Source organism: Flavobacterium cheongpyeongense (assembly GCF_003202435.1).
GTDB classification, from domain to species: Bacteria; Bacteroidota; Bacteroidia; order Flavobacteriales; family Flavobacteriaceae; genus Flavobacterium; species Flavobacterium cheongpyeongense.
The window spans coordinates 25881-48885 of record NZ_QJHK01000024.1; the positions used below are offsets into that span (position 1 = coordinate 25881).

Annotated in this window: 18 protein-coding genes; 7 read left to right on the forward strand and 11 right to left on the reverse strand. The window is 34.6% G+C overall.

Going from position 1 to position 23005, the window contains the following annotated elements; translation table 11 throughout:
• Positions 1-22: 22 nt before the first annotated feature.
• The 7 genes from DMB65_RS19290 to DMB65_RS19325 form a co-directional block, all read right to left on the reverse strand.
• Complete coding sequence (locus tag DMB65_RS19290) at positions 23-1636, reverse strand: CTP synthase (protein ID WP_110308270.1); 1614 nt, start codon at positions 1634-1636, stop codon at positions 23-25.
• A 173-nt stretch (positions 1637-1809) separates the two neighbouring features.
• Positions 1810-2043, reverse strand: coding sequence for a DUF3820 family protein (locus DMB65_RS19295; RefSeq protein ID WP_110308271.1), 234 nt, complete (start codon positions 2041-2043; stop codon positions 1810-1812).
• A 75-nt stretch (positions 2044-2118) separates the two neighbouring features.
• Positions 2119-2520, reverse strand: a complete 402-nt coding sequence (locus DMB65_RS19300) for an OsmC family protein (RefSeq protein WP_110308272.1) — start codon at positions 2518-2520, stop codon at positions 2119-2121.
• Positions 2520-4595: a PBP1 and LysM peptidoglycan-binding domain-containing protein gene (locus DMB65_RS19305; protein ID WP_110308273.1), complete on the reverse strand. Its 2076-nt coding sequence runs from the start codon at positions 4593-4595 to the stop codon at positions 2520-2522. Before DMB65_RS19305 ends, DMB65_RS19300 begins: the two co-directional genes overlap by 1 nt.
• A 97-nt stretch (positions 4596-4692) precedes the next feature.
• The gene (locus DMB65_RS19310; RefSeq protein ID WP_110308274.1) at positions 4693-6600 is read right to left on the reverse strand and encodes a LysM peptidoglycan-binding domain-containing protein; all 1908 of its coding nucleotides are present in this window, start codon (positions 6598-6600) and stop codon (positions 4693-4695) included.
• 61 nt (positions 6601-6661) lie between these two features.
• Positions 6662-8191: a glutamine-hydrolyzing GMP synthase gene (gene guaA / locus DMB65_RS19315; protein WP_110308275.1), complete on the reverse strand. Its 1530-nt coding sequence runs from the start codon at positions 8189-8191 to the stop codon at positions 6662-6664.
• A gap of 669 nt (positions 8192-8860) precedes the next feature.
• Positions 8861-9574 (reverse strand): hypothetical protein, encoded by a 714-nt coding sequence (locus tag DMB65_RS19325; RefSeq protein ID WP_110308277.1) that lies wholly within the window; start codon positions 9572-9574, stop codon positions 8861-8863.
• A 400-nt stretch (positions 9575-9974) separates the two neighbouring features.
• On the opposite strand from DMB65_RS19325, the gene DMB65_RS19330 reads away from it, so the two are divergent.
• The 7 genes from DMB65_RS19330 to DMB65_RS19360 all read left to right on the forward strand — a co-directional run bounded on the left by DMB65_RS19330 (position 9975) and on the right by DMB65_RS19360 (position 16464).
• The gene (locus DMB65_RS19330; protein ID WP_110308278.1) at positions 9975-10361 is read left to right on the forward strand and encodes a RidA family protein; all 387 of its coding nucleotides are present in this window, start codon (positions 9975-9977) and stop codon (positions 10359-10361) included.
• Between the two features lie 245 nt (positions 10362-10606).
• Positions 10607-11854 carry a voltage-gated chloride channel family protein gene (locus DMB65_RS19335; RefSeq protein ID WP_110308279.1) on the forward strand — a complete coding sequence of 416 codons (1248 nt, stop codon included), beginning with the start codon at positions 10607-10609 and terminating at the stop codon, positions 11852-11854.
• A 159-nt stretch (positions 11855-12013) separates the two neighbouring features.
• Positions 12014-13018: a DHH family phosphoesterase gene (locus DMB65_RS19340; protein WP_110308280.1), complete on the forward strand. Its 1005-nt coding sequence runs from the start codon at positions 12014-12016 to the stop codon at positions 13016-13018.
• Positions 13019-13022: 4 nt separating this feature from the next.
• Positions 13023-13676 carry a gliding motility-associated peptidyl-prolyl isomerase GldI gene (gene gldI / locus DMB65_RS19345; RefSeq protein ID WP_110308281.1) on the forward strand — a complete coding sequence of 218 codons (654 nt, stop codon included), beginning with the start codon at positions 13023-13025 and terminating at the stop codon, positions 13674-13676.
• 16 nt (positions 13677-13692) lie between these two features.
• Positions 13693-14766 carry a peptidylprolyl isomerase gene (locus tag DMB65_RS19350; protein ID WP_110308282.1) on the forward strand — a complete coding sequence of 358 codons (1074 nt, stop codon included), beginning with the start codon at positions 13693-13695 and terminating at the stop codon, positions 14764-14766.
• A 39-nt stretch (positions 14767-14805) separates the two neighbouring features.
• Complete coding sequence (locus tag DMB65_RS19355) at positions 14806-15942, forward strand: peptidylprolyl isomerase (RefSeq protein ID WP_110308283.1); 1137 nt, start codon at positions 14806-14808, stop codon at positions 15940-15942.
• A gap of 129 nt (positions 15943-16071) precedes the next feature.
• A complete protein-coding gene (locus DMB65_RS19360; RefSeq protein ID WP_123955364.1) occupies positions 16072-16464 on the forward strand; it encodes a hypothetical protein in 393 nt (130 codons plus the stop codon).
• 200 nt (positions 16465-16664) lie between these two features.
• Here DMB65_RS19360 and DMB65_RS19365 read toward each other — a convergent pair whose 3' ends face one another.
• The 4 genes from DMB65_RS19365 to DMB65_RS19380 form a co-directional block, all read right to left on the reverse strand.
• Entirely contained in the window at positions 16665-18185 is a 1521-nt protein-coding gene (locus tag DMB65_RS19365; RefSeq protein ID WP_110308285.1) for a carbohydrate-binding domain-containing protein, read from the reverse strand.
• 426 nt (positions 18186-18611) lie between these two features.
• Complete coding sequence (locus DMB65_RS19370; protein ID WP_110308286.1) at positions 18612-19133, reverse strand: DUF3347 domain-containing protein; 522 nt, start codon at positions 19131-19133, stop codon at positions 18612-18614.
• On the reverse strand, positions 19130-21571 hold the full coding sequence (locus DMB65_RS19375; RefSeq protein ID WP_110308287.1) for a zinc-dependent metalloprotease: 2442 nt from the start codon (positions 21569-21571) through the stop codon (positions 19130-19132). Before DMB65_RS19375 ends, DMB65_RS19370 begins: the two co-directional genes overlap by 4 nt.
• 5 nt (positions 21572-21576) lie before the next feature.
• Entirely contained in the window at positions 21577-23001 is a 1425-nt protein-coding gene (locus DMB65_RS19380; RefSeq protein ID WP_110308288.1) for a RagB/SusD family nutrient uptake outer membrane protein, read from the reverse strand.
• Between the last annotated feature and the right edge of the window lie 4 nt (positions 23002-23005).

Consider the following 23005-nt stretch of genomic DNA (forward strand, 5'->3'; position numbering starts at 1 on the left):
ACACCCTTTCAGAATATTAATATTATTTTTTATGTGCAATTACAGCTGCTCCGACAAAGTTTACAAAAATTGGATGCGGATTGGCAACAGTACTTTTATATTCGGGATGGTATTGTACACCAATAAAAAACGGATGGTTTTCCAATTCTACAATTTCTACCAATCCTGTATCAGGGTTTACCCCGGAAGCAATCAAACCAGCTTTTTGCAGTTCATCCTTATACTTATTATTGTATTCATAACGATGACGGTGTCGCTCTGAAATTGTTTTTTGACCGTAAATTTTATGTGCTAAAGTATTTGGCTTAATATCGCATTTCCAGGCTCCCAAACGCATAGTTCCGCCTTTATCAGTGATCGTTTTTTGCTCTTCCATCAAATTCACAACAGGATGATTTGTTTTTTCATTCATCTCTGTAGAATTTGCTTCAGCGTAACCTAAAATATTTCTTGAATATTCGATAACTGACATTTGCATTCCCAAACAAATTCCGAAAAACGGAATATTATTTTCACGTGCATAACGAACAGCTTCAATTTTGCCTTCAATACCTCTTTCTCCAAATCCCGGAGCAACCAAAACGCCGTCAAGAACTCCTAATTTTTCGGCAACATTATCAATATTAATGTGTTCTGAGTGAATAGAAATTACGTTCACTTTGGTTTCGTTGGCAGCACCTGCATGAATAAACGCCTCTAAAATAGATTTGTAACAATCCTGCATTTCTACATATTTACCAATCAAACCGATATTTACAGTTTGCTTTGGATTTTTTAATCTGCGTAAAAAAGTATTCCATGTTTTAAGATCCGGAGATGCTTTTTTAGGCAGATCTAATTTTTTTAAGGCTACAACATCTAATCCTTCTTCAAGCATTAAATTTGGAACTTCATATATGGTCGAAGCATCGATAGACTGAATAACTGCCTCTTTTTTTACATTACAAAACAAGGCTAATTTGTTGCGCAATTCCTGAGATAATTCATGCTCAGTTCTGCATACCAAAATATCTGCTTTGATACCGCTTTCCATCAACGTTTTTACGGAGTGCTGTGTCGGTTTTGTTTTTAATTCCCCGGCAGCAGCCAAAAAAGGAACTAGAGTTAAATGAATAACAATTCCGTTGTTTTCTCCTAATTCCCAAACCAACTGACGAACAGATTCAATATAGGGAAGAGATTCAATATCTCCGACAGTTCCTCCAATTTCAGTAATAACGATATCATAATCACCTGATTTACCAAGCAATTGCATTCTGTCTTTGATTTCGTTTGTTATATGAGGAACAACCTGAACTGTTTTTCCTAAAAATTCCCCTCTTCTTTCTTTTTCAATAACAGAAAGGTAAACCCTTCCTGTCGTAACGTTATTTGCCTGAGATGTTGGAACATTAAGAAAACGTTCGTAGTGTCCCAAATCTAAGTCGGTTTCTGCTCCGTCATCTGTAACATAACATTCTCCATGTTCATAAGGGTTTAATGTACCCGGATCCACATTAATATACGGATCAAATTTTTGAATAGTTGTACGATACCCTCTTCCTTGTAACAATTTTGCTAAAGATGCCGCGATAATCCCTTTTCCTAATGAAGAAGTCACACCGCCTGTAACAAAAATATATTTTGTTTGATTCATTCTGTTGTAGTTTGTATTGTAGTTGTGTAAAAAACTTGGCAAAAGTACAAATTTAATTAGACAATTTATCAATTAGAGAATGAGATAATTTGCAAATTTTCAAACAGAATCAATACCTGTTTCAGTAATTGATAATTTTAACTTTTAATCTGCTGTTTTTTTAAATATTTTTGTTAATTGGGTTTTGGATACTGCTTTTTAATATTTCGGATTAACTCTTCCAATCCATTTAATTTTAATTCATAAATAAGCTGTAATTGCTGCCCTAATTCTCCTTTTGGAAAACCCTTATTATGATACCAGACCACATAATATTCTGGTAAATCTATTAAAAACCAACCTTCATACTTCCCGAAGGGCATTTTGGTATGGGCTAATTTTATGAGTTGTTTTTTGTCTTGTTCCATTTTTTAAAAGAAAAAAGAAGCAGGAAAAGAATAATCATTTTCTTTTCCTGCTTCTTTAGATTCTATACTTTTATTTTATTTCCAGTTGAATGTTATTTGTTTTTTGATGTCCGTGTTTAAACTCAGGAACACCGGGCAAGTCATGGCTGCACGTTCTAAGATTGTTTTATTTTTTTCATCAGCATTGCTTTTCATCTCAAAAACAATTTCAATTGCTCCAATTCTTCGCGGCTCAGCGTTCATAATTTTAGTCACCTCAGCTGTCGAATCAACTAAGTCCACATTCAAATCCCGGGCTTTGATTCCCATAATCGTAAACATACAGCTTGCAAGTGCATTTGCGACTGTATCTGTTGGAGAAAATGCTTCCCCTTTTCCGTTATTATCCAATGGTGCATCCGAGATAAGCTCGCTTCCTGACTGCACATGTATTGATTTTGTTCTTAAATCGCCTAAATAGGTTACTTTTGATGTCATTAATTTGCTACTTTTAAAGTTAAGTCTGAATCGTAATATAAAATGTAAACACCTTTATTTGCGTGCCCTCCATCTTCTCTTTTATAATATTGAAATTTATTATCAACGTGTTCAGTTGTCATCAAATCTGCTGTTTCCTGATACGTTTTTCCCTGAACCAGACGCATCATGGTATCAAAAGTAACGTCAAAACCCCGGGTAGCATAAGTATTTGGATTCACTTTATTTTTCAGGTTATACTCTTTTTCAAAAATTAATACAGATGACTCATCACTTTGACGGGTAACCGAAGGATACATCAATTTTAATTTTATCAGGTTTTCAAAATTAATTTCATCTGTATCCAAAGTACTGTTTGGTTCCAAAATCACCAATTGGATCTGACAAGTTTTCTGAGCATCAACTAACGCTTTTATAGTAGCTTTGATCATTGCCGTATTACCTGTTTCCATTACAACGTAATTCATTTTTCCCGGGAACAATAAACTTTTTAAATTCGCAGCATCTATACCTCCTGTTTCGGTGAGAGAAGTAAAAGCTACTCCTTTTTGATTTTGCTTGATATAACTGATTACAGATTCTTTTTTCTTGTCAACAACGGCAACTATATTACCATTTTTAGAACGCATATAATCAAAAACAGTATTCCTTATAATATCGCTGGACGGAACTGACTGATACAAATTATCAATTGGGGTAGCGGAATCTTTTGATAGTGGCGAAATCACCGGAACATTGTACAGTCGTAATAAATTTGCTGCAGCCTCTGCATTATTTTGATAGAATGGACCAATAACCGCATCTGCATTCTGCAACTTATTTTGAGCAATTAAGCCCGAAACATTCGAGGAATTTTTCGTTTCCTGTGAGTCATAAATCGAAACATCTATCGGTAATTTTAAAACTTTTGCTGAATCAATAGCCATCATTGCGCCTGAATAAAAATCCAGTGTCATATTCAAAAATTTGTCGCTTTTAATTCGGCTGGCAGAACTTAGTGTGTCATTTTGCATTTTTACCAAATTGAAAGGCAACAGTAAAACCAGTTTTTTACGCTCGTTCTGATCTCTTTTTTTAGTTAACTCAACCACTTGGGGATCTACAGAAACAGTCTCAGATTTTACCTTTTCAAGAATTTTTATACCAGTTGAAGTTTCAGTTGAAGTTTCAATTGACTTTTCAACCTCTTTTTCAATTGGCTGTGATTGCATTATAATTGGAGCAGGTGCTAAATATCCAGACGGAACTTTTAAAACCATTCCTTCTTTTACACCTTCAGAAAGCGCCGGATTCAATTCTGTTAATTCTTCCTGAGTGATATGAAAAGTTCTTCCTAAACTATAAAAAGTCTCTTTTGGTTTAACCTGATACTCCATATAAGTGGTCACTTTATTTGAAGTTTCAACAGGCTTTTTCGTATCGGCAGACTTCTCATTATTTGTAATTGTCGTTGATGCTTCTGTTTTTGGAGCCGTCCCTTTTATTGTTAATCTGTATCCAACTGGCAAATTCGATACAATTTCAGGATTACGTTTTTCTAAATCTTCAATTGTAGTGTTGTATTTTTTTGCTATTGAAAACTTAGTTTCTTTAGCTACTACATCATGATAAACATATTTTTCGTTCACCAATTTATTAGATAAAGATTTTTTTGCTGAATTTCCTTTTGGAATGATCAATTTTTGCCCAATTTGAACACCGTTTTTTTCCAGAAACGGATTTGCAGCTTTCAGTGCTTCGTCTGAAATACCATATTTTTTTTCAATACTGTAAAAAGTTTCTTTTGGCTGTACTTCGTGTATAACTTCTTTAGTGTTTCCTGTCTTTTTTGCAGATGTTTCGTTTTTTTGGGCAGTCGCTGATTTACTCGGGATCAATAAAACTGTATTTGGCTTTAAAGAGGTTCTAGCATCCGGGTTTAACCCATAAATATCATAAGGAGTAACCTTAAATTTTTGTGCAATCTGATTGATTGTTTCTCCGGCTAAAACAGTATATTTCACCACTTTCCCCTGAGAAAAAGCAGAACACGTCATAAAAAAAGAAATAGAAAACAGGGTGAAAAAATATTTCATAATAGATATTAAAAACAATTATTTTTTTTTAATGCGAACAAGATACTAATTTCTGCTTAAAACAAAGATCAGTCCGAAAGTTAATTCTTTACTAATATTATCGGAGGTCAATCTCTGCTTTAGCAATAATAACATTTTTATATAACTCATCTTCTTCCTTTTTCTTGCATTGATACAAGACTTCTTCCATAGTATCATAACTATCAGAATATACATAATACGAAAGACTGTTTATATTAAAAAAGAAACTAGCATTAAAATCACCAGAATCAATTAGCTTCATAATTAACTGATCTCTCGGGATCGCCTCTGTAAATGTGCCTAAAACCAAATAAAAACCATTTGAAACTTCTTTAAGATTGTCAAAAACTTCAATTTTTATATCTTTTTCATTTTTAAACGGATTCTCCTTCAGTTCCTGCTTCATTTGTTCTAATGATACTGCGGAGGTTTGGAAAGTTTCAGATTTATTTTTGAGGGCTTCATCCTGATACTTTTTTAATTTAATCAAAGCCAGTTTGTCATCAAAATTTCGGGCTTCCATGCTGTAGTAAGCAGCTTTACTAATATGTCTTTTAACTTCAATTTTTTTCTGATTGTCCAAAGAATCAATTTTAGCAATTAATAACTGATTCTGGGTATCTCCTTGCTCCTGTTGGATTCTATAACGTTTGATTTCTTCTAAAGAAAGCCTTTGCTGTATCGAAGTTGCATTGTTCTTTTTCTCGCTATCACGGATTTTTTTCTTGTATTCCTGATTTTCTTCTACGGCAATTTTTTCAACTTTATTCATTAAACCGGCGTACACTTTTCGGTTTTCAGCCAGTTCTTTTTTTAATTGAGAAGATAACTCACTAGTTTTACCGATATTTTCATACGATTGTTTTTCTAATCGCTTCGATTCATTAATATTCAAAACATCCATTCGTTTCAACTCGACCAAATCATTGTTCATCGTGTTGACTAAGGAATCTAATTTTACCATTAAAATATCCTGCACATTTTTATTCGCTTCTAATACCAAACGCAGTTTTTCAACCGAATTTTCTTTAGAACCATTCATGTCATTCAGATTTAGTTTCAGATCATTGATTTTTATAATTTTCTGGTTCATTTCTTTCTGAACAACCAGTCTGTCTTTTAAATCATCGATTTCAATTGTTTTGGCTTTTGTTTTTTCAACTACAACCTGCTTTTCGGCAAGAGCCAGCATTAATTCTTCGCTTTCGTTTGCCGGTTTAATTGCTGTTCTATTGATGGCCAGTTTATTTCCAACAAGCAGTCCGTTTACGATTTCCGGATTTTGAGATTCTAACTGATCGATTGAGATTCCGTATTTTTTTGCAATCGAAAATTTGGTTTCTTTTGGTTCAACTACATGAAAAACAGTTTCCTGATTGATTACACGAACTCTTCCGTCTACCGTTTTTCTTTTGTTCGGAATAGCAATTGTCTGACCAATCTGCAATCCGTTTTGAAGAATCTCTTTGTTTAAATTTTCTAAATCCTGAACGGAAACATTATATTGTCTGGCGATACTAAACAACGATTCTTTGGCAGCCACATGATGTGTTACCTTAACTGAAACCGAAGTTTCCTCCTTAGACAAATTAGCTGAATTTTGAGTGATTATTAATTCCTGTCCGATTTGAAGTCCACCGGAAAGAATTTCAGGATTGGCATTTTGAATAGCCTCAACAGAAACATGATATTGTTTTGATAAACCAAAAAGGGTTTCTTTGGCTGTGACTAAATGCGTTTGCTGTGTTTTTGGATTTGTTTTGGTTTCTTTATGAACGGGAATTTTTATAATTTGATTATCCTTGATCCCATTTTGCGATTCAGGGTTAAGCTCGTAAATCTCATCTACAGAAACCTTATACTTTTGGGCGATGAAATAAGCTGTTTCCCCTTTTTGAATTTTATGCTCAATAACTGAATCTTGCGCAGTTATTTTGTTAAAAGACAAAACAAACACAAGAAAAATCGTTAAAAGTCTTCTCATAAATAGTAGGTTATAAAAATTAAGGCCTCACAAATGTAAGACCTTAATTTTAAATATGGTACTATTCCCACTCAATTGTTGCAGGTGGTTTTGAACTTATGTCGTAAACTACACGGTTCACGCCTTTTACCTTGTTAATAATATCGTTGGATACCTTCATTAAGAAATCATAAGGCAAATGAACCCAGTCAGCCGTCATACCATCGGTAGATTCTACAGCTCTCAGAGCCACTACCTTTTCGTATGTACGCTCATCGCCCATTACCCCAACAGAGTTTACAGGAAGCAAAATTGCTCCGGCCTGCCAAACCTTGTCATATAATCCCCAGGATTTTAATCCTTCAATAAAAACCGAATCAACATCTTGTAAAATCTGAACTTTCTCAGGAGTAATATCCCCTAAAATTCTGATTGACAATCCGGGTCCAGGGAAAGGGTGTCTTCCTAATAATTCCGGATCTATCCCTAAAGTAGCACCTACCCTTCTTACTTCATCTTTGAAAAGCATTCTTAGTGGTTCTACGATTTTTAATTTCATATAATCCGGCAATCCACCCACATTATGGTGCGATTTAATTGTTGCCGATGGTCCTTTTACAGAAACTGATTCGATTACGTCTGGATAAATTGTACCCTGTGCCAGCCATTTTACGTCTTCGATCAAATGTGATTCGTCATCAAAAACCTCAATAAATACACGCCCGATTGTTTTACGTTTGGTTTCAGGATCACTGATTCCGGCCAGTTCAGAAAGAAAACGATCTCCGGCATCAACACCTTTGACGTTTAATCCCATTCCTTTATATTGGTCTAAAACATTTTGAAACTCGTTTTTACGAAGTAAACCATTATTAACGAAAATACAATACAGATTTTTGCCAATTGCTTTATTCAACAAAACAGCTGCTACAGTAGAATCGACTCCACCGGAAAGTCCTAAAACCACTTTATCGTTTCCTAATTTTTCTTTTAATTCTCCCACCATTTCTTCAACGAAAGCATTTGGTGTAAAATTTTGAGGAACTTCGGCAATGTTTACTAAAAAATTTTCCAGCATTTTTGATCCGTCAGTAGAATGAAAAACCTCGGGATGATACTGAATAGCATAAGTTGTTTCTCCTTCAATTTTATAAGCGGCATATTCAACATCATGGGTGCTTGCCAGTTTCACTGCATTTGTTGGCAAAGACTTTATACTGTCGCTATGGCTCATCCAAACCTGACTGTTTTGTGAAACACCATTAAAGAAAACTTCATCCTCCTTAATATAGGATAAATTGGCTCTTCCGTATTCTCTGGTGTTCGAAGCTGCTACTTCGCCTCCGCTAAAGTGAGCTAAATATTGCGCTCCGTAACAAACTGCTAATAATGGAAGTTTGCCCCGAATTTGAGATAAATCAGGATGTGGAGCATCTTCTGCACGAACAGAAAATGGGCTTCCTCCTAAAATTACTGCTTTATAAGGTGATAAATCACTAGGAAAGTGATTGTAAGGAAAAATTTCGCAGAATATATTTAATTCGCGAACTCTACGCGCAATAAGCTGAGTATATTGCGATCCGAAATCTAAAATAAGTACGTTATGTTGCATGCGCAAAAATACTTTTTATATTCGAATTTGAAAAATGGAATTTTGATTTTTTTTCTGTAAAGATTCTAAGACCTTAAGTCACTAAGATTCTGTTTTTTTTGAATCTGAATAGAAATCAGGAATGTTTTAATATATTTATAAACACTATTTAAGGAAATATACTATTACTGATCGATCAATATATTATGACTTTAGCCCAAAAAAGTGGAATACACCTTGTAATCATTTTCATCGTAGTGACTTTGCCCGTTATTGTATTTGAATTTATGTCTGCTCATCAATATCATGATTTTGCATTCATTGGAGGAATAACTTATTTTATCTATGCTTTTTACCTAGTTTTTAAAATTAAAAACGAGTATAAAAAAATTATTCTTTCAGGAATATGGTGTGGATTATTAGCATTCTACATTGGGATAATTTTGATTGACATCAGTGCATGCATACTGATTACACTACTAATAACAAATTTACTGTTTCAGGCTTTTTTATTAATTAAGAATATAAAATCCAAAAAACGTAGAGTATGGATGTCGTATTTAATTAATTTTATAATTACTGTAATCCTGTCAATCTTTTTTTCTTTTGTTTTGTTACTTGCGTTAGCTGCAAGTGGAATGCCTTCCAATCATTATTAATATGAAAAATACGATTAGAATACTACGATTATTATTCTTTCGTAACAATAATTGAAGCCTTAAAACCTGCTGCAAGATTATTCCAATAATCATTTGTTATTAATGTTCCTTTGTCATCATAAACCTGAATTTCGGCCGTATTTCCTCCTAAAGAACCAATGTTTAGCGCTTCAAAATCGAGTTTATTAAAGCCGTTAGACAACGTAATTTTTACTTGTTTGTAATTACTATCTAAAAATAACTGACTTTGAACCACCTGATCATTTGAGGTTATCTTAACCAAATCGCCATCAATAGCACCAAAATCCCTGAACTTTATAATAAAGTAAGCGGACTGGGTTCTAAAATCCCCCAACGAAATATTCTTCTTAACTAATTCTCCCCGTCCTTCTTTTAAACCAGCCTCCCTGAGTGCTTTATCCAGATCTTTTTCCATTTTAGGAACATAACGATCTCCGGGGTTAGCGAAATCTGTTTCTGTTGACATCGAAAACTTGCTTTTTTCTTCACCAATCTGAAATTTAGATTTTGGTGTTATTGTTGCGTTCTCAAAAATATTTGGTGTTTTAATACCCGGAATATCTGTACTTGATGCCTGTGGGGCTTTTATTTCTGGAGCAGGCATTTTTTTAGGTTTAGCATCAAATTTTCGGGCAGGAATGGGCTTAAAACCTGAGTTAAATTCAGCCTGAGCAGCAGCCGTCAGTACAGTGAAAAAAAATATGAATATTAAAATATGCTTCATTGAAAAAGTATTATCGAATCTGCTTTTAGAATTTATAATATCAAAAAGTACATCTACAAAAATAACATAATTATATTATCGACTGCTACTTTATGACTTTTATAACAATAAATTAGGCTAATTTTTAGAATCAAAAAACCTGCCAGATCTATTAACTCTTCAAAAGAATAGTTTCTAATTTTAAAGCTATACTACATAAACCAATGTCATTTTTGAACAAACATCTGATTAAATTTACTTTGGTAAAATCAATTCAAAATATCACAAAAAATTAAAATTAACGAAGTGATTTCAAATAATTTCAGCGCTTATCAGTTACATATTTTATAAATTGCAGCGTAATTTAATTAACCTGAATTTGATTTAAAATTCACAAATCAAATTCAATAAAACAGACGAAATGAAAAGAGAAAACATCTTAACAGGATCACCGTGGGAAGACAAAATGGGATATTGTCGTGCCGTAAGAATTGGCAACATTATTGAAGTTTCCGGTACTGTGGCTATTGTTGATGGCGAAAAAGTAAAGGCCGATGATGCTTATGCCCAAACTTATAATATTCTGGAGCGCATAGAAAAAGTATTAGAAGATTTGAACGTTGGAATGAAAGATGTCATCAGAACCAGAATTTTCACTACCGATATTAGTACTTTCGAAGAAGTGGCAAGAGCTCACGCTGCTTTTTTTAAAGATGTAAAACCCACTACCGGTTTTTATGAAATCAGCAAGCTGGTTGCCCCTGAATATCTGGTTGAAATTGAATTTACAGCTGTAGTGCAGGAATAATTTTTTTGCTACGAAATTATTTTTGCCACGAGTTTCAAAAATTCACACTAACTATTTTCAATTGTATTTTGAGCAAATTTGAAGCCTCACACCGAAAAGAACTTCTGTTCCTTTAAGACCTGACAAAAGACTTAAAACTAATTAAAAGATTAAAGAGTAAAAGATTTTTTGTTCTTCTCAATTAATACAAATCAAATTCATGTAAATTTGTGAAACTCGTGGCAAAAACTTTTCTAAAATAATTCATGACTCAAAAACATTTACTGACCGACATTTTCAAATGGATTTTCATTTGTGTTTTAATTGGTTTTTTTTCAGGATCTGCATCCGCTTTCTTTTTAGTTTCATTAGAATTTGTTACGCAATTTAGAATTCAGCACGACTGGATTATCTGGTTTTTACCGATTGGCGGATTATTAGTTGGATTCAGTTATTATCATTGGGGAGAATCTGTTGTAAAAGGGAATAATTTATTACTGGAGGAATATGAAAATCCTAAGAAAGTCATTCCGTTCAAAATGGCGCCTTTAGTTCTTTCAGGAACTTTACTCACACACTTATTTGGAGGATCTGCCGGACGAGAAGGAACAGCTGTACAAATGGGCGGTGCCATTGCTGATCAATTTACTAAGTATTTCAATTTAGATAATTCCGAAAGAAAAATCCTGATTATTCTGGGAATCAGTGCAGGTTTTGCGTCTGTTTTTGGAACACCTTTGACCGGTGCTATTTTTGCTTTAGAAGTCTTGTATTTCAGTAAAATCAATTTCAAAAGTATTATTTTATCATTTCTTGTTGCCTATGTAGCGTTTTTTACTGTTGAACTTTGGGACGTAAAACATACACATTACAGCATTCCTGTTGTTCCTGCACTAAGTACAGGCAGCTTGTTTTATACGATGATTGTAGGACTATTATCTGGCTTAGCAGCTTTGTTATTTGCCAGAAGTACTCATTTTTGGAGTTCCCTTTTTTCTAAAAATATTAAATACGCTCCGTTGAGACCTTTTGTTGGCGGAATCATTTTAGCCATTGCCTTTGCTGGTTTTGGGTTAACCAAATTTTCAGGCTTAGGTGTTCCGGCAATTGTAGATTCGTTTTCAAATGCTAATCCGTGGTATGATTTTTTACTTAAAATTTTATTTACCGGATTCACTTTGGGGGCCGGTTTTAAAGGAGGCGAAGTCACACCTTTATTTTTTGTTGGCGCAGCTTTAGGAAGCGCTTTATCACTTATTATCCCAATGCCAATTGCTTTTTTATCAGGTCTGGGATTCGTGGCGGTTTTCTCCGGTGCCACCCACACTCCTGTCGCCTGTACTATTATGGGAATGGAATTATTTGGAATTCAGCCTGGAATTTTTATCGCTATCGCCTGTACAATCGCTTATTTTTCATCAGGTTCTGTTGGAATTTATAAATCCCAGATTGTAAAAGGCGTCAAATATAAACTCTATCAGAAATTACAAAGAAAAGAGTTAAAAAACCTTTGATTATAAATCACAATACCTTTTCAGTGCATTAAGCATTCTGCAAAATAAGTCTCTCCTCAAAAACTTATCACTCTTAACTTATAACTTCCAACCCATAAAAGTTTGTTAATCCGTAAAATGTTTTCAGCATTACATTAAAAAAATGTAAATTCGCACACTATGAAAATACAAGATATTCAGGCAATACAGTTATTGCTTGCAGCTCCAAAGAAAATTGCAATAATTCCGCATAGAGGACCGGACGGTGACGCCATGGGTTCTACATTGGCACTCTACCATTTTTTATTAAAAAACAATCATCAGCCAACCGTAATTGCTCCTAATGATTTTCCTGATTTTTTAGCCTGGCTTCCGGGTTCTGAAACGGTAAAAATCTTTGAAAAAGATACTGAAAACTGTACCAGAATATTAGAAGAAGCTGAACTAATTTTTACCCTTGATTTTAATGCTTTGCATCGTACTGGCGAGATGGAACATACTTTAGCCAAAATGATAGTTCCGTATATCATGATTGACCATCATGAAAAACCGCATGATTACGCAGCTTACACCTACTCTGACACTTCTTTTGGTTCTACGTGTGAAATGATTTATAATTTCATTCTGTTTTTAAACAAAAAAGAAGATATAGACAAAACCATTGCAACCTGTATTTATACCGGAATATTAACCGATTCAGGTTCTTTTCGTTTTCCTAAAACTACAGGAAACACGCATCGTATAGTCGCTGAATTAATTGATTTAGGTGTAGAAAATACTGAAATTCCAGTTTTATTATTTGATAATAGTTCGTATAGCCGTTTACAATTATTAGGATGTGCTTTGCAGAATATGAAAATTTTATCAGAACATAAAACTTCTTATACTTCGTTAACGCAGGATGAACTTGATTCTTTTAATTATATAAAAGGTGATACCGAAGGCATTGTTAATTATGGCTTAAGTATAAAAGATATTGTTTTTACAGCTATTTTTATAGAAAACAAGGAAGAAAACATCATTAAGATATCCTTTCGTTCTCAAGGCGGATTTGATGTAAATCAGTTTGCCAGGGATCATTTCGATGGTGGCGGCCATGTAAATGCTGCCGGTGGAAGATCCGAAATTTCAATGGAGGAAACCTTGAAAAAATTTGAAGATTTAGTAATTAAACTAAAAATATAACCCAATGAACTACTTAAAACTAAGCATTTACACCTTGCTTTTTACTGTTTTATTTGTTAGTTGTAAACATCATGAAGAAGCCAGAAGACCTATTTCCCAAGCTTCTGGCACGTTTATGAAAAAATCAGCAGACAGAAACAAAAAACTGGTTGCCAGCGAAGAAGATGTGATTAAAAAAATCATTAAAAGCAACCCTAAAGTAAAATATTACGCAACCAGAAAAGGATATTGGCTGTCTTATGATGAAAAAAATCTAACCGATACTCAAAGTCCTAAAAAAGGAGATATTGCTTATTTTAATTTAGAAATAAAAGATATTGAAGGCAAAATAATCTATTCTGAAGCTGAACTTGGCCCGCAAACGTACTATGTCGATAAAGAAGATATCATGATGGGACTGAGAGACGGAATCAAATTAATGCATAAAAACGAAACCGTAAATTTTCTGTTTCCATCTCATATTGCTTATGGTTATCATGGAGACAATAAAAAAATAGGGACAAATCAATCATTAATCTGTACGGTTACACTTCGAAATTTTGTTCCGGATCCAAATGCTATAACAGCAACAAACACAAGCAATACAGCAAAGCCGGCATTAAAACCTGTAAACTCAAAACCCGCAGCTCCAACCAAAAAAGACACATTAACACCCTAAAAACAACATTTTAAAAATGAAAAAGAGTATTTTATTATTCCTGTTAGCCGTTACCTCATTTTATTCCTGTAAAGATGAACACAGTAATTTGCCAGATGGTTTATATGCCGAAATAGAAACTAGTAAAGGGAGCATCATTGTAGAATTAGATTATAAAAAAGCACCTGTAACTGTTGCTAATTTTGTAACCTTAGCCGAAGGTAAAAATGAATTTGTAGCTGATGAAAAACTTAAAAACAAACCTTTTTTTGACGGATTGAAATTCCACAGAGTTATCGAAAATTTCATGATCCAGACGGGAGATCCGCTTGGAACAGGCTCAGGAGATACAGGTTATAAATTTAAAGATGAATTTACTGATTTAAAATTTGACAAAGCAGGTGTTCTGGCAATGGCCAATAACGGCCCCGGAACAAACAGCAGTCAGTTTTTCATCACACATGTAGAAACTCCATGGTTAGACGGAAAACATACTATTTTTGGGCATGTAGTAGAAAAAGGTCAGGAAGTAGTGAATCAGGTAAAACAAGATGACCAATTAATTGCTGTAAAAATTATCCGAAATGGTGAAGCTGCTAAAAAGTTTGATGCTGTAAAAATATTTCATGATTATTTTGCTGAAATAGCAAAAGAACAGAGTAAATACGCTGATGTACAAAAAGAAAAAGCGGCGTCATTAGTTACCCTAAAAACAAAAGCGACAAAAACAAACTCAGGATTAGAATATGTAATTACTGAAAAAGGAAAAGGTAAAAAACCGGCAGCCGGTACACAGGTATACATTAGTTACTCCGGTTTTTTAGAAAACGGAACTTTATTTGATTCAAGTTCAGCAGAAGTTTCAAAAACATTTGGAAAATTTATTCAGGCAAAAGCTGATGCAAATGGCTATCAGGCAATTCCTTTTACTGCCGGAAACAAACAAGGATTGATCCCGGGATTTATTGAAGGGGTTGAACAACTTTCTTTTGGTGACAAGGCAGTGCTTTTTATTCCATCTCATTTAGCCTATGGAGAAACAGGAGCCGGTGGAGTTATTCCTCCAAACGCTAATATTGTTTTCGAAATTCAGTTACTGGAAAAACCATAATAATTATTGTTAACTAACATTGACTAAAATCAATACAAAATGAAGTTTAAATTTCTATTTTTATTTTGTCTGACAGTACTTAACATTCAGGCACAAACGACAAAAAAACCGGCTGCAAAATCAAAAACCGGCATAGCAAAAACAGCAGTAAAAGCAACTTCAAATGCTAATCCGGCTGAAGGTATTTTTGCTACCATTTCAACAACAAAAGGAGATATCGTCTTGACTTTAGAATACGAAAAAGCTCCGGTAACTGTTGCAAATTTTATTTCTTTGGCTGAAGGCAAAAATCCAAATGTAAAGGTGGAAAAGCTAAAAGGTAAGCCATTTTATGACGGACTAAAATTCCACAGGGTTATCAATGACTTTATGATTCAGGGAGGTGACCCTGACGGAAACGGAACGGGAGGTCCTGGATTTTCTTTTAAGGATGAATTTGTTAAAGAATTAGTTTTTGACAAGGGCGGAATTTTAGCAATGGCCAATTCCGGTCCTGCCACTAATGGAAGTCAGTTTTTCATCACTCATAAAGAAACACCGTGGTTGAACGGAAAACATACTATTTTTGGACATGTTGTATCAGGAATGGATAATGTAAATAAAATTGTTCAGGATGACATCATGACAAAAATCACGATTACCCGAAAAGGTGCCACTGCGAAAAAATTTGATGCTGCAAAAGTTTTAGCCAACGACGCTAAAAAAGATGAAGCAAAAAAACTGGAATCCCAAAAAGTAGTTAAAGAAAAAGCGGCTTATTTTACTGCCACCAAAGCAAATGCTACCACAACTTCCTCTGGATTAAAATATGTGATTACCCAAAAAGGAACTGGTGTAAAAGGTGCTGAGGGCTCTACGATATATTTTCATTATGCTGGATATTTTGAAGACGGAAATCTTTTTGACAGTAGTATGTCTAATGTAGAAAAAGCATACGGAAAATATAACCCAAACAGAGATGCACAAGGCGGCTACAAAGCTTTTCCTTTTACTGTTGGAAAAAAAGACGGCATGATTCCGGGGTTCATTGAAGCTCTTAATATGATGACAGACGGAGATAAAGCAATTTTCTTTCTTCCTTCAAATTTAGCGTATGGTGAAGCTGGTGCAGGAGGTGTGATTCCGCCAAATGCTACTTTGGTTTTTGAAATTGAAACCTATAGCAAACAACCCTAAGTATCTTTAGAATCATTTACAAAAATAAAAGAAGCTGTACGAAAAGTAAAACCCTGAAAAAAATTGATAATTTTCAGGGTTTTTTATTTAAAAATCTCAAAAAATATTGAATTTTATATCATTTCGGGAATGAATGAGCTATTAAGTACTAAAAAATCAATTATCTATAAAAGACATCGTTTAATAAATTCATTAAAAGATAATCCTATTTATAAATATACATTAAACTGTGAGAATTGTTTAGGGGAAATACATTGGATTAAATCTAAATCCTTAAGTACCAAAGCAAAAAATGCATTTAAAAAAGATTTGGAGGACAATAAAATAGATAAAAATAAATATGAAGGACAATACAATGGTGCCATTTTCTTTGAATTAACTGAAGATAAAAGTTTTTCACGCTGGATTTTTCTTAAAAACGGAAAATTGATACTTTGGCAATTACGTGGCAATTATTTAATGAATTTTCCGAAAGATTTTTTTGAAAACCAAGGTTATATATGCAAAGAAATTCAATTATAAAATAATCATACTCAAAACCTATTGATTACCAGAATCGCAACTGGAAAAAGTAAAAAGCAGGGATCCAATCTTCATTAATATTATTTTGTATTAATTCATTAATACATTTTATAAACAGTAACAAGCCCACACCTGATTGGTATGGACTTGTTCTTTAATATATTCAAAAAATTACTTATCGAATTTCATCTATTATTGCATTATCTTCCAGGACCTGTACTCCCTCCTATTTTCGTCACCATGGATGTCAACGTAAAACTTGATGATACTGTAGGATTACTAAATGTTCCTCCCAAATATAGTCCGTTAAAATCCGAAGCTCCAGTGACAGCAGAAACCGAAACCAATTTATAGGTTTTACCCGAACTGAATTTACTGCCGGATAACAGTAATGTTGTAAAACTCGCAGGGGATTTAAATGTCATCACCTCAGCATTATCACTGTCTAATATGCTAAATATAGTTCCCGCATTTCCACTCCCCAAAATGGCAGAAGCCTGGGTGGACACGCTGGCAGTTGGTGAGCTGGTTGCTCCTCCGGCACCAATCAGTAATCCTCCGGTAATCTTGAACGTATTATTATCACAATCAAAACCTTCTTCCGGACTTTTGGCTCCTGTAGAGAAAACTCTTCCTCCGGTTATAGTCATTGTACCATTAGAATCTATACCATCATTTGTCGTACTGTATGCAACAATATTCCCTCCATTGATATAGATAGCATCACCCGCATTGATGGCATCATCAACAGCTTTGATGTAAATAGTCCCGTCGTTGATGGTCAGGGTACTTTTGCTCTCTATTCCTTCGCCGCCTTCTCCTGTTGTCGTAATAGTAATAGTACCTCCATTGATTACAACATAGGGATCAATCGTTTCGTCGGTATCGTATGACGCAACTATCCCGTCATCGGCAACAGTAGCAGTAATGATTCCGCCATTGATGATGACATGGCCTTCTTCAGCTTCGATACCGTCACTCGACGCTGTGATGTTCAGATTACCTCCATCAATATAAACCCCGTCATTTGTGTGAATACCATCTGAAGAAGCTTTGGTTATAGTAATCGTGCCACTTTGTACACGTACATAGTCATCTGCTACAATAGCATGTTTATTATTACCAACAATAGTAAGGATACCGGTACCTGAAAAAATAAGCTGTCCTTCGCTAAAAAAGGTTCCCTTTTGGTCTTCTGCCGATGTAGCATACGTTACTCCGTCCTCTAATGTATTTGTTCCACTCAACACAACAAAAGCCCGCTTACCAGACTGAATGTTAACTGCAGGTCCATCATTGTTTTTGATGGAGACACCGTTCAGAGTCAGCTTATATTTTTTTTCACTGTATATTTTGAGCATTCCATCTGTGGTACTGCCAGTTACTTCATAAGCTACTCCGGCAACAGTAGAGGTAATTGTAACATCTGCTCCAGAAGTGTTAATGGTTACTCCTGTTACTGTATTTTCTATCGTCGCACTTGTACCACTAAATGTTATTTTTACGGTAGAAGCAAAGGTTGAATTGGCAAGTATATCCTCCTCGTTTGCTCCAGTTGCTGATGATCCCTCTGCTGTTCCCTTTGCAGCTGTTGCGCTAATTACAACAGGATCAGTTGTTGTAATATTGGTTGGGTCTTCATTAGTATCATTATCTTTAGAACAGGATAATGTAGAAATACCTAAAAATAAACAGAAATAGAAATATTTTTTTGTTTTCATATTCTTTGGGATTTAAAAGATTCATACTTGCAAAATATGCCATTAAATAGAGGTGAAAAAGGAATAAAATCGATAGTAATTTTATACCGATATTTCAATAATACCTATATCAAAGACTTATTTACAATAATATGTATATTCAAAAACTCTGACAATAAAATGAGGTCAATGTATTTTTTTTTGAGGCAAAAGAAATCATTAGCATAAATTCAATCTAATAACAGTGATTTAAAAAACTGACTTAAAGAGTTCTTTCTCTCCCCGATTGTATAAATACATAATCTAATACTGAAAAAAGAATCACCTATTTACACTTAATCCTAAAAAGATGTACAACTTTGTGTTTAAGACTATACTTTTCATACTAACTAAAAAGACAAATACGGTCCTTATTCAGAATACCGTATTTATCAACTAATTCAATCTTTATAGACTTGCTTTTACTTCACCGCAAGTCAGCATATTTTTCGGATAGTAAGGATTTTTGATTTCTTTACTGTCACTTGTCCAGACAGCTCCTGTCATTGGACAGACCTGAAGATATAATGTTGCATCTGCGGCTTTGAATTTAGCAGCCTGATCCCAATATTTAACAGAAAGCGTTTCGAAAAATTTACGCTGTTTATTGATGTTTTTAGTCGCTGCCATTTGAGTTGCCAACTCCATAATTTCTTTCCTTGATGTAATAGCTTCATTCATTTTTTCAAGGCTTAATTTTTTGAATTTGAATTTTTTTAAGGAATTCTTCAAAGCTTCTGCATTTTTAATAACGGCAAGACTATCTGAAATTATCAGACTGTTTTTTAAAGCCAGGTAATTTTTTGTGATTTCTTTTTTTTCTGCTTCACGCTTTTCTGCCAATTGAGGAGCTACTTCTTCCTTAGAGGTTATTTGCGCCTGCGTAAAATTACTTACGCAAATGAACGCTATAATTAATAAACTTTTCATATATCTGTTTTATTTAGTTTTGAAACTATTTTATCTATTTCTATCAAAGTACTTTCGAAATGATCTTTATTTAGTCCTGTTGAAGCATCCATAAGTTTTTTAACATCAGCTCTTAATTGTATGAGATGCTGCTTGCCATACAATCTGACATCGCTGCGCTGTGCAGTATTCAATGCTTTACCAGGCTCAACTTCTTTTGGCAATAACAGCATTCCTAATTTCTCAATATAGCTGCGCTGTAAACCTCGTCTGTAAAAATCCTGCTTTGTATTTCCACTGAAGTCCTTCCATACGGTTTGCTTCAAATCATTTAAAAACTCTGGTACTGTATAAGCCCCTTGGGATTCCATTGCTTTAAGGCTGATATTGTATAGCATACCAGAACTCAAAAGCATATTTAATACTTGATTTTGTTGATCTGAAATCTGATCCGCTGCTTTTAAAGAGATGAGTTCATCAATTTCCTGAGGGTACATCCAAAGCGGTGCTTCAAACAATTGCCTTCCAATGTACCCGATAGCAGCTTTTACTTTTGCTTTTGGAACTGGCTTGTATACGATTTCTTTTTCGTTAACCGTTCTTTTGGTTACGTAATCATTTCCAATATATTTTAGTACATGATATAAGTACAAACCATATTGTTTTACTACTGCTTTATGCATATCTGATAAATTATCATAAGCATCGTTAGGCTGATAGGTCCATGAAATAAGATTTGGCACTACTCTCTTTAAATTTTTAATACCATAATCACTCGCTAATACTGCATCATCTCCCAGATCTTCTGTCTGGCTGCGGGGATCTTCTTCTTTTCCTTCTCCTCCAAACCATAATTTAGGATTAACAGACAAACTATCAGTAGTCATTTTGCTCAGAATATTTTCTTCTTCAAATTCATCTTTTGCATTTGGAAGATAGCTATACCCCCACTTAATAGCCCATTTGTCGTATATTCCGATACGCGGATAAATGCCCGCAGGACCAATATTATCTTCCGGTTGCGCGACATAGTTGAAACGTGCATAATCCATTATCGAAACAGTATGTCCATTAGCTTCAACCCATTTTTTATCTCTCAATTTTTCTACCGGGGTAGCACTGCTCGCTCCCATATTGTGCCGTAAACCAATAGTATGCCCTATTTCATGTGAAGAAACAAAACGAATTAACTGTCCCATCAATTCATCATCCAGATGCATTTTTCTGGCTTTCGGGTCTAAAGGCCCTGCCTGAATCATGTACCATCTTTGTACCAATTTCATCACGTTATGGTACCAGCCTACATGGCTTTCGATAATTTCACCACTTCTAGGATCGCTAACACGTGGTCCGTAAGCATTAGGTGTTTCAGATGCATAATAGCGTACTACTGAATACCGTGCGTCTTCCAGACTCATCGTCTTGTCATCTTCAGGCCATTCCTTACCCACAATAGCATTTTTAAAACCGGCAGCTTCAAAGGCCCTTTGCCAGTCGTTAATTCCTGCAATTAAGTAAGGTCTCCATTTTTTGGGCGTCGCCGGGTCAATGTAGTATACAATCTGTTTTTTGGGTTCAACCAATTCGCCACGCAGGTATTTCTTAACTTCTTTGTCTTTAGGCTCTAAACGATAACGCTGTACAATAAACTTTGTCTGGGCACGCTGTTCATTATCATCAAACAAAACATATTTATTAGCAAAAAAACCTACTCTCTCATCTTCAAAACGTTTACGCATTGGTATTTTAGGAAGCAGTACAATCGAAGTATTTAATCGCAGCGTTATGATTCCGCTGCTTGCTATCGAACTTAAATATGTTTTGGTTGTTTTGACCTCAATGTTAATTGGATAGACATCCATTGCCTCGACAAAAGATTTGTCATCAGCTAGTGATGTTAGTTTTTTTTCTGTCTTCTCTTTATTCTCTAAAGAAAACATAACATTATCTTTTTTGAAAACATCTGTTACCTCAATCACGACATCTCCATTATCTGGATTAGTTGTTTTTATCGAAAAAGCGGCCACAATTGGATTTTCGTTACTCCCGGCTAATGCTTTTGCCAACATGGAATTTGCGTTTCGGACATCCTGTTTGTATTGCAATGCTCTCAGGTACACGTTATTGTTTGATCCCTTTTCAAAGTAAATGGTCTGTTCGTTTACTTTTTCTCCTCCAAAACTTCCGAAACCTTCAGGAGTTGAAAGATACCGGGTTACTACCAGCATATATCTGTTAAAGAGACTATCCGGAATCTGAAAGTAATATTTCGTATCAACCTGGCTAATCGTAAAAAGACCGGTTTTGTTTTTAGCCTTATCAGTGATTATCTTGTTGTAAGCCTGGATGCCTTTTGGTTGCGTGCTGGTACTGTCTGCCTTTTTTTCAACCGGATTTTGTGAAAAACCATGCTGCTGTATCGCAAGCAGCATGATTAATAAAATAAATAATTTATTCATCAGAATTAAAATGGGACTTTTTCGTCTGTATTTAATGTAAGTTTTGGATTTTTTGTAAGTGCCGCTAAAGGAAACGGAATAATATATAATCTGGAATTAGGTAATAATGTATACGTTTTTTGCGGAACAGTTTTGTTGACAAGCGGAAACAACCTTGTAATTGTTTTTGCATATTCCGTTTCGGTATTTAGCCTTTTCAGGTCAAAAAAGCGGTTAAAACCAAACATCAATTCTTTTCTGCGTTCATTTATTACGAGTTCCATGGTTTCTTTTCTTGTAGTTGGGACATCCAAATTTACAATACCAGATAAAATTCGTTTTGCTCTTAATGTATTCAAAACAGCAACTGCTTCTGTAAGCTTATCTTCACGGGCGTAACATTCTGCCAGCATCAGATAAACCTCTGTAGTTTTCATCCCAACAGTAGAATAAAAATATTTAGTATAAGTAGTAGCCCAGTAAGCCGTGTTGGATCCCTGATCCAGATTTGTCGTGCTGGTTGTATTGAAAAATAAATTAAAACGTGCGTCATTTGTACCAAACAACATTCTTAGCTCGGGACTTATAATATACTGATACGCAAAGTTCATTTCGTTATACCCTGTCATGTACTGGTAGCTAAGTACTTCAATATTATTTGCAGCAGGTACACTTACTACATTTGGTCCTCCCTGTGCATTATAAGCTACCATATCAAATATCTGATTATTAAAGCTTAAGGATTTTTCTGCAGCTTCTTTTGCTTTCGCTATTTCACGTTTGAACAAATGAACCTTGGCTTTAAATGCATAAGCAAACGCTAGTGAAGGGTGATAAACATCAAGTGGTTTTTCCTGAAGATACGGCAACGCATCCTCTATATCTTTTTGAATAAAATCGTAAACCTGTGCGACAGTAGATTTTTCTGGCTGAGCCTCTAAATCAAATTTATCCATGATACAAATACCTCCGTCTGTAGCAGCTGTTTTGGGATCATAGCCCTTTGCATAGTGGTTTACCAATAAAAAATGATCGTATGCCCTAAAGATTTTAGCCTCTGCTTTTGCCAGCTCTTTGATGCTCCCATCTCCTTTACTGTCATCAACTAACGAAATAATGGTGTTCCATCTATTAATGTAGGTATAAGCCTGATTGTAAAAACTAGAATTGTTAATCATAGAAACTCTGTCTACAGTTTCATCAAAAGTAAAATTGATCGTATTGATATTTGGTGTTACCCCTATTACATTGGACTCTTTCATCCATTGATCATCAGACAAATACTGAAAGTTGTTGATTGGGTATCCTCTGTTTGGCAACGAGACCATTTCATGAAACTGTTCAGCAGTTTCTACTACTAAAGCACCTTTAGGGGTCAGATCTGTATATTCTTCGCAGGATGTCACAGAAAGCATGATGAGTGACAAGATTGTAATATATATGTATTTCATTTTT